Here is a 15,085-nt window from a genome sequence, read left to right as displayed (position 1 = left end):
TTATACAATGACAATTCAAGCAGACCAGGATGCCGTGAATGCGATTACCGTGGAAGCGTTAATCAATGGACAAAATGTACCGTCTCTGTCGCAATCGGCCAAAGAAAATCCAGCGAACCGGGCGGAGATCGTAGGCTATTTCCCTGTTACGACAAAAGAACAGGCTGTTGAAGCGATTGAAGCGGCAGCAGCAGCTTTCCAAACATGGAAGAAAACCGATATCGAAGAACGCATTACGAGCATGCGCAAAGCGATCCAGAAGATCCGAGCAGCTGAGAACGAAATCGTCCATTTGCTGTCCAGAGAGCACGGTAAGCCGCTGTATGATGCACATGGCGAAATTTATGTTTCGTTGATGTGGATGGAGTTTGTTTGCAATGAAGCGGCAGCGGCTTTACAGGGAGAGGTTCAAGAGCATGATCATGGTAAAACGATTGTTTCGTATGATCCGATCGGCGTAGTAGCGGCGATTAGTCCGTGGAACTATCCGATTGCGTTGTCGACGATTAAGATCGCGCCTGCGTTGCTGGCGGGTAATACGATCGTGCTGAAACCAAGTCCGTATGCACCGCTGGCAGCAGCAAAGGTAGCTGAAATTATTGCAAGCGAATTTCCAGCGGGCGTGATCAATGTCGTTCATGGAGCTGCCGATGTGGGCGTGGAGTTGACGACGAATCCGCATGTGGCGAAGATCGCTTTTACAGGCGGAACCGAGACAGCCAAGCATATTATGAAAGCGGCGTCGGACACGATTAAAGATATGACGCTGGAGCTAGGCGGTAATGATGCGGCGATCTTCCTGGACAGCTTTGACGTTGAAGATGAGCGCGCGATGCGCCGGATTGTCGTCTCCAATTTCTTAACGACCGGTCAGATCTGTATGATCGCCAAACGTGTATATGTACATCGTTCAATCTACGATCAGTTTGTAGAAAAATATATTGAGGCAGCTAATCGCTGGATTCGCATTGGCGATCCGTTCCACCCGGATACGACGGTAGGTCCGGTCAATAATGTGAAGCAGAGGGATTATGTGCTAAGTCTGGTGGAAGACGCAAAACAGCGCGGGGCGAAGGTGATTCCGTTAGGTCGCATTTTGGATCAGCAGCGGTTTGAGCAAGGGTATTATCTGCAACCGACGCTCGTTCTAGGTTGCGATGTGCATGATCCGATCGTGGTAGAGGAACAGTTCGGTCCTACGGTTCCGATTTTGCCGTTTGATAACGAAGAGCAGGTGATTCGTCTGCACAATGAAAGCATCTATGGATTGACGAGTTCAGTATGGGGCAAAGAAGAGGATGCGATTTCTGTGGCGCGTCAGCTTGAAGCCGGCACGACGATGATTAATACGGCGGCGGTTCAGGGGTTGGACGTTCGGTTCCCATTTGGTGGTGTCAAGCAATCCGGGATCGGCCGCGAATATGGTACAGAAGGTATTCGCACGTATACGGAGCAGCATGTGATTAATGTGCCGAAGATGTTGGATTTGCCTTATATTCCGGAGTAAGTGGTTTGGGAGTTGTTCGGAAGTACTGCTGTTGATGGTAAGTGTAAAATATGATGAAGCGCCCTATTTGCTGATTGTTGAGAATCGGCAGATAGGGCGTTTTTTCTGATAGAAAGGCGAAGTTAGGCTTATAATGTATGTGGTAATGCTCGTCTGAACTTTCATAGCTAACCGGTATAGAATAATCGTTGAAATTATTCGTAGATCATTTCCTTAATAACGACTATTCAGTAGCTCTGTTAACGTATTCATTTGTTCTATCCACTTTTTATAAACATACATAAGGTGTGAATGGTAATCTGTTTATTACATATTATCTATTAAAGTCTAAAAATAACAAATGTAGAGATGGGAAATTCACCACGGTAGGGAATCGGCTTCTTTTTTTATTAAAAACATACCCTTGATAAAAATGCCAATTTACGATAAATTATCGACACTTTCATGTAAGTGTATATAGTTTATTCAAAATAACGCTAAATATAATTATATTATTTTTATAATATATACACTTAATTTTAAATGTATGTATTATAAAAAAGGAGGTGGTTGATTTGGATGATATCATCATAGAACAAATAAAAGAAATTTTTCAACAGACCGGTCTTACGGAAGAAAGATTTTTTGAAATTATACGACAAAATCCTGATATTAATAGTCTAAATGATTTTATTTTAGCGATTAAGGGACGACATACGCTAATTGATTTGAAAATTAATCGTGAGGATAATTCAGATATCCAGGAATTATTTGAGGAACATAATGGAATCATTGATGCAGCTACCCTGCGAGAAAAAGGATTTAGTTATTATCAGTTAAACAAACTTGAGAAAAAAGGTATAATCACAAAAATAAAACGAGGACTTTATGTGCTATCAGATGTTAAAAAAGAGTTACATGATATGGTGGAGGCGGCGCTGTATGTTCCTAGAGGTGTAGTATGTCTCTACTCTGCATTGGCTCATCATGAACTAAGTACATTTACTCCGAGTGAGTATCACTTTGCAATACCACGTAAGGGAAGCAAACCGTCACTTCCAATGTATCCACCCATTCGTCTGCACTATTTTGATAATGATACATTCGGAATAGGAATTGAGGAGTTCGATATAAACGGGTTTTCTGTAAAAATTTACGATCTTGAACGTACTATTTGCGATGTTATAAAGTTCAGAAATAAACTTGATGCTCATATCGTAAAGGAAAGTTTAAAACAGTATTTTACTAATAGAAAGATCAATTACGGTAAGTTAATTCAGTATGCGAAGAAAATGAGAGTTAAATCTATCCTAAATAATTATCTTGAGGTGTTGTGATTGGTTACGAACTTCGCTGCTTCAATCATTGATAAACTTAAGAATGTGGCTAAAGAAAATAATAAGGCCTTCAATGCAATATCCATTCTTTACTATCAGGAACGTTTTCTTAAACGCTTGTCGATGTCTAATTATCAGGAAAATTTCATCTTAAAAGGTGGATTATATTTATATTCAGTCACGAAATTCAAATCCAGACCAACGAAGGATATGGATTTCTCTGGTCAAAGGCTAAGCAATGATTCCGTTACTTTAGTCAAGATTATTACAGATATTTGTAAGGTACAGCCGAACGATGTTGAGAATGACGGAATCGTTTTTCATACTGAACAGATTCAGCACCTAATCATTAAAGAAGATGCTGAGTATGAAGGTGTTCGAATTACAATTCCTTGTTCCCTTGGTAATATGAAAGAAAGACTACAGTTGGATATTGGTTTTGGTGATGTCATCATCCCCAATCCGCAAACAATCGATTATCCTGTGCTTTTACCTCATATGAGTACACCAGAATTATTCGTCTATACGAATGAATCAGTCATTGCTGAAAAGTTTGAAGCGATGGTTTCTTTATCAGTCGTGAACAGTCGAATGAAAGATTTCTATGACATCTTTACACTAGCAAGAACTAGTTCGTTTAAGGGATTTCAATTGTGCCAGGCGGTTTCAGAAACGTTTAAGCGTAGAGCAACGATTACTGATAAAGATCATATTATTTTCTCCAAAGAATTCTATAATGATAAGCGTCGATTAACAATGTGGAGCAACTTCATCGACAATTTGAAACCTGATCATTCACCTACTTTTCAAGAAGTAATGGAATTCATTCATACTTTTCTCAAACCGATTTACAATCATGTACTGGATGAACGGGATTTTCTCAGTGAATGGAATCACCATAAAGCAATTTGGGAAGACTGACAAGCTAATTATCAATGAAACTGGATTTATACCACTCTGCTATCGACCCAGCAGTGGTTTTTTAGTGACGTTGGAATTAGAGTTATCCGTAGAGTTTAGATACCCAATAACATAGCTCTGTTCCAAATATTTAGCCTGGTGTCCGTTACTTTATTTTATAGATAATACGGAGAGCGACACCATAAGCAGAATAGAAATTTCACATAAAAAAGATCCAGCCACCTAACATGACTGGATCTTCTCTAACCAAACTAAACTAAACCTCAAACTCAGCCATCCCATCTTCAGTCAATGCAAACGGCCCGGCTGTAATCAGCCCATTCACTCTCTTCACCCCGAAAAAGTCCGAATCCAACAGATACGCACGTCCATCCGGCTCCTCAAACCCCATATTCGTATGATACGCCTTCCCAAGCAGATCCGTCGTCACCACCATAGCAGCACTATTTCCCCGTAGCCATTTAGCCGCATCGATCTGAACGCGCACTTTACTTATCACCGGATCAACCTCAACTTGTATCCCCTTTTGTTCATAAACGTTCCCATCGGACTCCAATTCATGCCGACTCGGAACTGCCCCATTTAGAAACACATTCCCACCCATCGCCACCGGCAGCACTGCATTTCCGATAAAAAAGTCCTTCGCCGCATCGCCAAGCTCGATAAGCTCTTCTTTCGTATATTCCCACCATCGCTTATCTTTGACATTCGGATGCTGATCATAGCCACCCAATCCCACCGCATGTAAATAGCAAATCGAATCATCTGGCACCCCGTCCATTACCGTCTTGCCATCCGCTCCAGCTTCATCCCTCGGCTTGAGCGGAAGATGCTCGAAAAACGTAATCGGCACAGGTTCTACATTGGCGTCATCGTCTCCCAAAAAGATATTGTTGTAATACCGATCATCGCCACCTGTAATATTCGAGTACCCTGCCATTGCCGTCTCATGCGGAAAATGATAAGGCGTAGTACGCGTAACCTCAGAACGAACGACAAACCGCCCTGCAAACAGATTATGAGCAAATGCCCCGCCCTGCGCCATATTTCTAAAATTCATCGGCGACAAGAATAGATTATGATCGACCATATACGGCCCATGACAAACCTCTACGAACAGGTCTTCCGACAGATTATCCCAAAACACATTACGGCAAATGCGCGTACCCTGTGCCTGCCAATCGAGCCAGAGCGCACGGTAGCAGCTATACAAAATATTGTCGCTAATTTGCGTATCTAATGCAGCATGTAGCTTGATGCCAGCCACTTCCGCACCGTGTCGAAGCCGTTTGTGATGAATATTGTAGATCCGATTCCCCACAATATGGCTGAACGCTGCACCCATATGACCGACAATGCCAGCCTGTTCGCAATCGTGAATTACATTGCCACGCACGACATGGCTACCAACGGTATCTTTATGCCAGCCGTCACGTAATGCGCGCAAAATCACTTCCTGCTCGCGCTGTGTTCCGCCTTTGCTTTGCTGCTCCAGCGACTGACTATGTCCTGTGCCGACGGCAGTACCGAGACTAATCCCTACGCATTTCGATTCGCAGATTGTATTGTTTTCAATGATCCAGCCTTTACTCCAGTGCGGGCCGATCAAGCCTTCCTGATAATCCGTCGGTGGTGCCCATTGCGGAGACGCTTGACGAAGGGTGAAGCCGCTAACGGTAATATAGTCACGCCCCGGCTGGTCAGGCCAGAAGCAATACGGGCGTACATTCACTTCAACATGTTCATGACGGGGATCTTTGCCGCCGAAATTAGCCCAGATTTTGGTTGTCGTCAAACCGACTTCTGCATACCACGTCAACAATGAATCGTGAGCATATTTGGCTTCCGGCCAAACTTTAGGATTGCGAACGCTTTCATAACTCTCGCATTCATACAATGATTTACCATCCAGATACACATCACCAAGATGAACGGGAAAGCGTCCATCGAATAACCAGTCTCCGCTAAGTTCTACTTCAAACGGATTACGCACGGAAAAGATGGAATTCGGCACTTCGGTACTCCACACGTGATCACCTTCGGATGTCCAGTTGGTAATCCGTTCAGCACCTGTAATGACCGCTTCTCCATCACCTGCGGAACGATACACGATGCGATGCTCGGCTGTGCCTCCATTCGCTGGATTTACCCATTCTCTGTACACACCTGCATGAACGATAACGGTATCGCCGGGCAAGGCATGTCCCGCAGCACATGATATCGTGCGTAGAGGTTGATCTTCTGTGCCTTTGTTGCGATCGTTGCCATGTATAGATACATGATATTCCATAATCCATCTCCTTATTCCTACCTCAAAAAGCGCTAAAAACCGCTTATACACGGAAGGCAGGCTCATTTTCAAATGGTTGCTGTATCGAATTATTATACTAGAAAGTAGGTGGAATGAGAGATATAGGAAAGTGGAAGTGAGGTGAGGAAATATCTATACAAGTTTACGGTTGGGTAGTCTTAGGTTGGATAGTCCGAGCTTGTAAATAGGTGAAGAAGTTAAAACAATAAACACGCATATATGTGTAAGCCGTCTTTCACCGTGGGAACAACCTAAGCGAAAGAACGACTTCGGTGTTAACGATCTTCTCACACGAGATGCAATGAGAAGTGATATTTGCGAAGAAAGCTGTTTTACAGCTGTAATGTTAGTGATTTCCTGGCATAAGGTGCAATGAGAGAGTGAGGTTTGCAAGCAAAACATCTTACTGCTTTTGAGCACGGGAATTTACAATGATCACTTACTCCGTAGATTCCTATACGAGACCGGAGTCCGTCCCCTTATTCCTTGCCGTAGTAGTGTCTGCTTCAGTAAAAACAGTTTGCGTATACACTCTCGATCACTAACCGATGGGTATAGACGACTGCTTCTTCATAGAATCGACCAGATACACCCACCCGATCAATCCACACAACACAAATCCAAACGCATGCAGTGCGCCGTAAATCGGAATGAAATCGAGTATGGTCAAGTCGAACATTCTTTTCAGCAATGGATAGAACATGGACACGACGATAACGGTGTAGAAGGCAAGGCAGGAAAGAACTAAAAAGACCGTCGCCTTTTTGTATAACACGTTTCGCTTCAAGTACGTAAGCAAATACGTAGTATACACTACAATATTACAGGCAAACAATGCGACACCGATGTATTCGATCGGCTTGGAAAAGATCATCCCGATCGCGATCAAAATTGGCCCGATAATATCGATGACAACGACCCACGGATACCAGTTCTTTTTCGCCATGATCCGCCCTAACATGCCGATAAAAATCGGAACAATCGCTGAGGAAAAATGAAAGTGGATGGAGCTTAATGCATGTGTTGCCGGAGTGGCTTGAAAGAAAGTCCATTGATACTGATACAACGTAAACCACACGCCCCCGATAAAAAAGTACACCAGTCCTGCGCCAATCGCAATTTCGGCTATTTTCCCTTTATGTATGATCATCGTAGCAATTCCATATAGGCCAAGCAGTAAAGTGAGCAATAACCAGCCCAGCGAAAGTGCGCCCGGTATAGACGTACCGGCTAATCCCCACATTGTACTGCTCATTACAGATACTAGTGCCAGCAGTGCGGCGGGAAATTGAAACCATTTGATTGCCCAATAGATCGCTCGTTGAGCGGTATTCTTTTCATCATATTTCAACAGTATAATGACTAGCGGTACGATGACAAAAGCCGCCAGCAGCAGGAACTTTTCGACGAGTTGCAGTTGGAAATAATCAAGCGAAAATAGGAGCAGGATGATCACTACACCTGGAAACGTTGCTGCTAGTAATGGGATCATGCGTTGCTTTGAAGAAGTAGGCATGTAGGCTCCTTTCTAAGGATGCTTTTTTTATAGGTGTCTATATCCGATTGCGAATGGAAGCTTCCAATCTTTTTTTAAATAAACGGTTACACAATACGAGCCAGCGGCGTCTTACTTATAGCACAACTCATCTTACTATATCCTACTACATACAGCTAATACGAAGGGGGCACACATATGGATATTCAAGGGATACTTAGCACGTTATTGCCGTTGCTACCTAAGGTACTGGTAATCGCGTTCGTGTTGTTAGGCGTGATTTCTCTCAGTTATATGTTCTACCGAAAGAGGGGTGGCAAGATAAAGTTTACCGTCACCCAATTTGCAGCAGGTTATTTGCTCATCCTATGGTTTGGTCTGGTCATGATGTTAACTACATTTAGCAGGGGAGCAAACTTTGAGGGATGGGTCAATTTTCGGCTGTTTAGCGGTTATTTGAGTGCATGGAATCAGTGGTCGCTTAGTGAGTTTCAACTGCTTATTTTTAATATGATGATGTTTATGCCGCTTGGTTTTTTGCTGCCACTGCTCGGTATGCGCATGCGGCGTTTTACGCCTGTGCTGGTCGTTTCGCTAATGATCACGGTGGGTATTGAGCTGACCCAGATGCTGAGCCGTAGAGGAATTTTTGAGTTAGACGATATTTTCCATAACACACTGGGTAGTATAGCAGGCTACTTGATGGTGCAGGCGATTTGGAACAGTATGAAGCAGCGAAAGCTTGACTTTAAATCGGTAGGGCTTGCGTTATGTATTCCCATCGCGTTTGTCGTATTGTTCACCAGTGCATTAGCGGTGTATGAGTCCAAAGAGCTGGGTAATCTCGCCATTCGCCCAGCAATCAAGCAAAATATGGATGGGATCGAGATTGATCTGAATACGAAGCTTCCAGAGACGGTCGAGCCAGTTTCCCTTTATGTAAATGATAAAATTTACAATCTGGCATATGGTAAGCGTATAGCTGCGCTTGTGCAACAATCGTTCCAGCTTGAGCAAAAGCAAGGCAACCGTATCGATGGAATGAACCGCATCTGGTCATTTACCGACATTAACGGCAATCCGTACACATACAATTATAATGTAAAGGACGGTGGATGGCAGCTGTATGGTGAGGGTGGGGAAGAGATGAAGCTCAGTAAGGAAAAACTGATCCAGCACAGAGGATTTTATGAACAATGGATGCAGGATCATGATATGCTGCCAGCTAACACCGTATTCAGCATTCAGAGCGAAAATACACTGAGATGGGATATCACTAAATCAGTGGATACTATGGCCGAAGATGAAACCGATTTTGCAGACGGGATGGTTATGCTTATCCCTGCTGCTGTGGACCAGGAAGCACCTCGTGATTTATTTTATATGATGAATCAGAATAAGTATGTGCGCAAAGTGGATGTGATTAGTCCGGCACAAGCGTATGCGCAAGTGCTTGCAGGAGATTTCTACATGTATGCTAATCTGGAAAAAGGCGACCTGCTGCGTGTTGAAAAACATGAGCTGGCATATACGTATGATTCAAAAGGGTATTACCAGCCAGTATATCGCTTTACTGGAACTTTAAATGGAGAGGCATGGGAAACGCTCATACCGGCGATGTCGAATGCTTGAGGATGTTGGATGCTGGAATTGATGTTTAGTTCAATCTTCAAGTGATCGTGATGATAGAACGGTGTTTATTTAGTGCCGTCTTCCAGTTTTAGTCTTGTGTAATGAGATGATAACCATCTGCGGCATCAGCTGGACACAATTGGCAGAAGGAAAGAGTCTATTTTATAAACACGACTACAGGAAATATGGAGGGTATACATGATGATCACGAAAACGATCGATGGCATAACTTTTACACTGAAAAAAGAGTTTGATTTTCGCTTTTTAGCTGAATATGGAACGGTATTTGTCGTATTTGAAAGCCAGGATTCGGGATATATTTGTTTTGGTGTACAAAACGATCAACGGAAACTATTTATTAAAGTAGCAGGCGTAGCAACGGTATACAGCAATGTAAGTGCACATATAGCGATTAGTCGGCTGCAAGCTACGGTTTCGATTTATGAGGATTTACGTCATCCAACGCTTATTGGCATGATCGAACATAAGGAGATCCGCGGCGGCTATATAACGGTGTTTGAGTGGTTTGCAGGAGATTATATGGGCAGGCAGTACGATTCGTTTGAGAAATTTATAGCGCTGCCACTGGATTAGAAATTCGCTGTGTACGATGAAATCGTGCATTTTCATATCCATGTCAATGAAAAAGGATATATTGCAGTAGACTTTTATGATCGAAATTAAAATGATTACATAAAAATTGAAGTTGAATGATTGAATAGATAGTACAAATTTCTCTCAATGAAAAGAAAATCGCAACTCTCTCTACTACAGGGACAATCTCGAAAATTCATCTTCAAAGGCAAAGTGGGTCTATTAATCCATGTATTGAGAGAGAAGGTTTCTTCTATTTAAAAGCGTTGCGTAGCTCTGCGAGTATTCGAACTAGCGTTTCAATTTGATCTAAAGATAATGTAGTAAGCATGATGCCAAAGTTATCTTGTGCCTCTCGTTGAGCTAACTCTAGCTCTTCTACTCCGCTATAAAAATCAAATAGTTCTGTAGGTTGGATTTCTAATGCTTTAACAATTTTTTCTAAAGTGTCAATAGAGAAGTTTCGTTCCCCTCGTTCTACTGAACCTATATAAGCATCATCTAGTCCTGATAATTCTGATAGTTTCTGCTGTGTGAGTCCTTTAACTTTTCTGATTGCTCTGATCCTAGTACCCACTAAATGCCTTAAATCCATTCTTTACTCACCTCGATATTAAGACTAAAAGAGTAATTAATTATAAACTATTATAATAAAGTCAGTCATAGTCATTGTTTTTACTCCTCATGAGTACTATAATTAAAATATATTAATACTTATAAGTAGTTTTTTGTGAATAGAAATTAGAAAAAATAGTATTGAATACAAAAAAATCTGTTTTAAGGATCAAAAATAAATGGATATAATTCTAGTTTGAATTGTGAAAATTATTTAATCTACCTCATTTTATTAGTTTGAAAACTAGTATAATGTTAGTTGAATGCTTAAAATTATAAGTAAAAAATATAAGAGCGTAGATTGAAAGTGAATTGTTTTTGTTGGTTGATACATTTATACTAAGTCATACTTTTTGCAAATAAATAAGAATTGTTCTAAGGTTTCCTCTCTCATGCGTGCTTCCCTTATAACTTCTCTAGCTGAAGTGAAAAACAAATCTGTAGTAACCGGTAGTATCATAGAGAGTAAGTTAATCTTAAAATCATCAAAACTAATTATGTTTAAAAAAATCCCTTTCTGTGCAGCTTGTTGTATGAGAATTTCTTCATTTTTATCGCCTAACTTAGTAGCATGAGGGCCATAAATAAAAGTTAATCTATTACAATTACTTTGGAAAGTTTTTTGAATTGCATGGTCTACGTCTGTTGGTGTAAAGATTTTATCTTTTGCCTCGATCACATAAGTAAGAATGTTATCATTATAAAAATCTATGTCGCCTACTTCTTTTGATGAGCTACCCGCCTGATTAACAACATGTGTTTCTACTTTTGTATCTCCTTTTAATGAGAAAGAATACATGTTCAATAAAGCACCGATAGCAAGAGCAAGAGCTTCGCCACCCATTGATTTTGCGACTAGATCATTCAATAGACTGTTAATTTCAAGATAGGTTGGGTTTTTTAAAGAAGAAATTGTAGCTATTCCACTATTTTTTTTGGCTATTTTTTGTAAATAATACATTGAAGAAATTAATGCTGTCATCGCTGTTCCATAGTCTGTAATTTGGGGCAAAAGCATGCACAATAATTGAAGAGTTTCTTTATCTTTCCCACTTCTAACTGCATTTGTTAAGCTTAGTTCTTCGAATCGAGCAGGTTTATTTAAAAAAGGTTCATTTGATCCACCTAAAGCATTTTGTAAAAATTCACGTTCAAATTTAATTAATACTTGATGACATAGAGAACGAGCATCATACGCTCCTGGTAATTTTGATTTCTTTTGTAAGCAAATAGGGTTAATGCTTGGGTCAGTAGCTTTAGCTAGAAACGCATTAACCATTATATATTTGTAAGTTTTATGAGTACCATGTAATACGGTATTTATAGCTTTGCTTAAAGCATCGTCAGGATCGAAAGTGATTTCTTGCGCTTCATTGTAAGATTGAAGAAGTAATTTTTCAGCGGTTTGAAAGTTCATTGCTTATTCTCCTTAGCAAAATTTTAGTTCGATATGACTATGTAAGTTTATTATACAATATATTGTAGAGAAGAGGTTTTAATGCATGCCATACAAATATAAAGGCGTTTCGCTGTTTACTGGAGCTGGAGGTATGGATGTAGGTTTTGAAAAAGCGGGGATCCAAGTGGTTTGGGCTAATGAAATTGATAAAGATGCCTGTGCTACTTTTAAAGAAAATCATCGAGAATCATTTCTTAGAGAAGGTGATATTTCTCATTATATAAATGAACTAAATGATTTAAAAAATATAGATATACTTTTTGGTGGTCCTCCTTGTCAGGGGTTTTCAGTGGCTGGAAAAATGGATCCAGAAGATATTCGTAGTCAATTAATCTGGACATTTATTGAAGCAATAGAAAGATTAAAACCTCAAGTATTTGTAATGGAAAATGTTAAAGCATTAGGTACATTAGAAAAATGGAAAGATGTTAGAGAAAGTATTCTTAAAAGAACATCTAGTATGGGATATACATGCTTTCCATTTTTATTAAATTCCTCTCATTATGGAGTCCCACAAAAAAGAGAAAGAGTCTTTTTTATAGGTTTTTTAGAAAAAAAAATAGAGTATGAAAAAATGATGTTAAGACTGAAACAATTAATGGAAAAACCTACGTCAATTCGTGAGACTCTTGCTCCTTTAGGACCTGCAAATACTGAGAGAAACCCGTTAACTTGTACTGCCAAAATTACATTGGCCTCTAATCCAATAATGCGAAAATCACCTTATGCAGGAATGATATTTAACGGTATGGGAAGACCGCTAGATATAGATCATTATGCTAATACTTTGCCTGCCTCAATGGGAGGAAATAAAACACCTATAGTAGATGAGGAATTATTGTACGGGAATGCTATAAATGACTGGGTTGTAGAATATCATTCTGCGTTACTTAACGGTAAAATAGACTCGAAATTTCAACAAGTTCCTAATAGATTAAGAAGAATTACAATTAAAGAAGCAGCTCTTCTACAAACATTTCCTGAAGATTATGTGTTTAAAGGTAGCAAATCAGCTATTTATAGACAGATTGGGAATGCAGTCCCTTGCAAATTAGCAGAAATCGTAGCTAAACTAGTAATTAGTGAATTGGAAAATGAGCCGATTATAAGAAATCAAAATATTGATGTTGGACAGGTTACATTTGAAGATTTTCTTTTAATTTAAAGAGGATTTTACTAGAGTAATAATGAGGTTGTATATAATGCTTTAGAGTCTAGTCAAAAATTTGATTATGCATCTATAAGTGTGAAATTGGATATAATAAATCTTTAATTTCTAAGTCCACATATATATGTGGACTTTTTTGTAATTAGTGTATTAATTTAGAGTATGATCACGCTGACACATGAACGTTTTTCTCTTTAAATATCGATCTACATCTTATTTATTCTCTTTAGGGTTGAGGTCGTGATGGATGAAGGGCCTAGAAATAAATATAAATAGTCAGCCCGGCGGCTAAGTGGGGCAGAACAAAATACAGCGTATCGAGAACAGTAAAGCTCAAGCAGCTCTAGCGGCTTGAGCTTTATTGTGTAGTTTGAGTTTTTATTGTTGAGTTTAAATGATTACTCCATAATGAAGAAAGAACGCAACTAAACCGGGTAGTCTTTTAACAAATCATACATACAAGTGGGAGCGTGTTAAGCATGTTTACCGAATCCAATCATGAGCAACAATTGTCATTCGATATTCGGCGGTCTATCCTCTTACATGCATTTATCCAACAATGGTCGATGCCAGCGTATCGGGTGATGCTGAACGAGCCGGATCAAGCGATTCACGTGGAAGTTTATTATTTTCCAGCCGTTACTGAGGAGGATGTGGCTAGATTTGCGACGGTTGGGTTATCCAACACCGTTCGGTCCACCGGGCAAACCATTGGTACAGAATGGATGATGGCGCTGACGTCTGATCTGGGGGACGAGCCAGTTGAACGAATATTTGCTTATATCTGTGATCTACTTGCGCACCATATTGAGGTGGCTCCACATTCTCGCATACCGCGAGTGATGGGGGAAAGTGAGCTTGCGCCGGATAACTGGTCAACGAGAGCGCTTTTGCTTGATGAGCTGAGGGGAGAAAGTGAGGAGCTGGAAGCGATTCGAATCGGGGATGAGATCGTGCAGGTGATCTGGGCGGTGCCGATTACCGGGCAAGAAGCGGGTTTGATTTTACAAGATGGTGTGGAAGCGTTCGACTTATATATGGAAGACAGCGAATATGAGATTATTGATCCTTGTCGGGTATAGGTATAGGTATAGGTATAGGTGGGGTATGGCAGTTCAGATGTATGCATATATGCCGATTCAAAGAGTACAATGGTAATACAGGTAATCAACCAAGTTGATTTCAGCGATATGAATACGCACGTATAGTGTTGGTAAGACGAGCACATTGGGATAAATGTATTCATGTTCTCATATTAAATGCATATCTGATGCACACCCAAAACACCCAAAACACCCAAAACACCGGAAAGATGTGCTACCTACATCTCTTCATCTATTTTAATCACACGCTAGTACATTATTATTCTTAATAGGAGAGTCGAACCATGATGAGGGAGAATCCTATTCATATCCTACAACATAGAACAGACTGCATTTTGTATTACGCGCAACTTGATATGCCAAACGAATCTACAGCAGGCTGGATCGGTGGGAATGCGCCAGCATATTTTGACAATGAGAAACATGTTATCGATAAGCAGGAAAAAAGTTCAACCGATGAGCAGCAAAAAAGTACAACCTATCTCTTTTACCTGAGTCTAATGCATCCCTTTAAGCCAGACCATATGATTTCGATCTTCATTCCTGGGGATTATGACGACTATGTGGAACATAACATCTATCCTCATTGTGCGATCCAGGTGATCGAGCATCCTGTTTCAATGGAGAGTAGTAAAGATACATTTACAAATCCCGATCTGATCAAGCATCATATCGTGCGCGGAGAAATGATCCATGATAGTGAAGCGATGGCAGTGCCTTTTCTAATTAAAGTAGGCGGTACGCCAAAATGGATCCAACAGGAAGACTATTATATGACAGAACTGCATGCCGAATCGTTCTCGTTCTTCTTGCAAGTGGATGAAGAAGGGTATCCTGAAACGTTAATTGCGGACGATGGTAGTTATCCGTTTGGTTTTGGTGCGCTGTATGTTTACGCTAAAATAAAGGGAAGCGAGATCGGAAAGCTTGTAGCTGGCTTCTGGCAGTTTTCTTAAAGACACTG

At 40.6% G+C, this 15,085-nt stretch carries 12 protein-coding genes; 8 read left to right on the top strand and 4 right to left on the bottom strand.

What is annotated here, in order from left to right; all coding sequences use genetic code 11:
- Positions 1 to 7: 7 nt before the first annotated feature.
- The 3 genes from AAHF22_RS08595 to AAHF22_RS08585 all read left to right on the top strand — a co-directional run bounded on the left by AAHF22_RS08595 (position 8) and on the right by AAHF22_RS08585 (position 3,744).
- Positions 8 to 1,507 carry an aldehyde dehydrogenase family protein gene (locus AAHF22_RS08595; protein ID WP_347324583.1) on the top strand — a complete coding sequence of 500 codons (1,500 nt, stop codon included), beginning with the start codon at positions 8 to 10 and terminating at the stop codon, positions 1,505 to 1,507.
- Between the two features lie 554 nt (positions 1,508 to 2,061).
- The gene (locus tag AAHF22_RS08590) at positions 2,062 to 2,823 is read left to right on the top strand and encodes a type IV toxin-antitoxin system AbiEi family antitoxin domain-containing protein (RefSeq protein WP_347324582.1); all 762 of its coding nucleotides are present in this window, start codon (positions 2,062 to 2,064) and stop codon (positions 2,821 to 2,823) included.
- The gene (locus tag AAHF22_RS08585; RefSeq protein WP_347324581.1) at positions 2,824 to 3,744 is read left to right on the top strand and encodes a nucleotidyl transferase AbiEii/AbiGii toxin family protein; all 921 of its coding nucleotides are present in this window, start codon (positions 2,824 to 2,826) and stop codon (positions 3,742 to 3,744) included.
- Positions 3,745 to 4,000: 256 nt separating this feature from the next.
- On the opposite strand, the gene AAHF22_RS08580 is transcribed toward AAHF22_RS08585, so the two are convergent.
- A complete protein-coding gene (locus AAHF22_RS08580; RefSeq protein ID WP_347324580.1) occupies positions 4,001 to 6,034 on the bottom strand; it encodes a right-handed parallel beta-helix repeat-containing protein in 2,034 nt (677 codons plus the stop codon).
- A 562-nt stretch (positions 6,035 to 6,596) separates the two neighbouring features.
- Positions 6,597 to 7,571: a YndJ family transporter gene (locus tag AAHF22_RS08575; protein WP_347324579.1), complete on the bottom strand. Its 975-nt coding sequence runs from the start codon at positions 7,569 to 7,571 to the stop codon at positions 6,597 to 6,599.
- A 177-nt stretch (positions 7,572 to 7,748) separates the two neighbouring features.
- Here AAHF22_RS08575 and AAHF22_RS08570 point away from each other — a divergent pair, with 177 nt between their 5' ends.
- Together AAHF22_RS08570 and AAHF22_RS08565 are read left to right on the top strand one after the other, a co-directional pair.
- Positions 7,749 to 9,182: a VanZ family protein gene (locus AAHF22_RS08570; RefSeq protein WP_347324578.1), complete on the top strand. Its 1,434-nt coding sequence runs from the start codon at positions 7,749 to 7,751 to the stop codon at positions 9,180 to 9,182.
- A gap of 198 nt (positions 9,183 to 9,380) precedes the next feature.
- The gene (locus tag AAHF22_RS08565) at positions 9,381 to 9,776 is read left to right on the top strand and encodes a hypothetical protein (protein WP_347324577.1); all 396 of its coding nucleotides are present in this window, start codon (positions 9,381 to 9,383) and stop codon (positions 9,774 to 9,776) included.
- Between the two features lie 253 nt (positions 9,777 to 10,029).
- Here AAHF22_RS08565 and AAHF22_RS08560 read toward each other — a convergent pair whose 3' ends face one another.
- Positions 10,030 to 10,371: a helix-turn-helix domain-containing protein gene (locus AAHF22_RS08560; RefSeq protein ID WP_347324576.1), complete on the bottom strand. Its 342-nt coding sequence runs from the start codon at positions 10,369 to 10,371 to the stop codon at positions 10,030 to 10,032.
- Between the two features lie 354 nt (positions 10,372 to 10,725).
- Entirely contained in the window at positions 10,726 to 11,808 is a 1,083-nt protein-coding gene (locus AAHF22_RS08555; protein WP_347324575.1) for a restriction endonuclease, SacI family, read from the bottom strand.
- 85 nt (positions 11,809 to 11,893) lie between these two features.
- Between AAHF22_RS08555 and AAHF22_RS08550 the strand changes: the two genes are divergently transcribed.
- The 3 genes from AAHF22_RS08550 (at position 11,894) to AAHF22_RS08540 (ending at position 15,077) form a co-directional block, all read left to right on the top strand.
- A complete protein-coding gene (locus tag AAHF22_RS08550) occupies positions 11,894 to 13,015 on the top strand; it encodes a DNA cytosine methyltransferase (RefSeq protein ID WP_347324574.1) in 1,122 nt (373 codons plus the stop codon).
- A 482-nt stretch (positions 13,016 to 13,497) separates the two neighbouring features.
- A complete protein-coding gene (locus tag AAHF22_RS08545) occupies positions 13,498 to 14,100 on the top strand; it encodes a suppressor of fused domain protein (RefSeq protein ID WP_347324573.1) in 603 nt (200 codons plus the stop codon).
- Positions 14,101 to 14,405: 305 nt separating this feature from the next.
- Positions 14,406 to 15,077, top strand: coding sequence for a hypothetical protein (locus AAHF22_RS08540; protein ID WP_347324572.1), 672 nt, complete (start codon positions 14,406 to 14,408; stop codon positions 15,075 to 15,077).
- Positions 15,078 to 15,085 lie beyond the last annotated feature (8 nt).

It is taken from the genome of Paenibacillus wenxiniae, assembly GCF_039822605.1.
Lineage (GTDB): Bacteria > Bacillota > Bacilli > Paenibacillales > Paenibacillaceae > Saccharibacillus > Saccharibacillus wenxiniae.
This window is presented reverse-complemented; position numbering and strand designations above follow the sequence as displayed.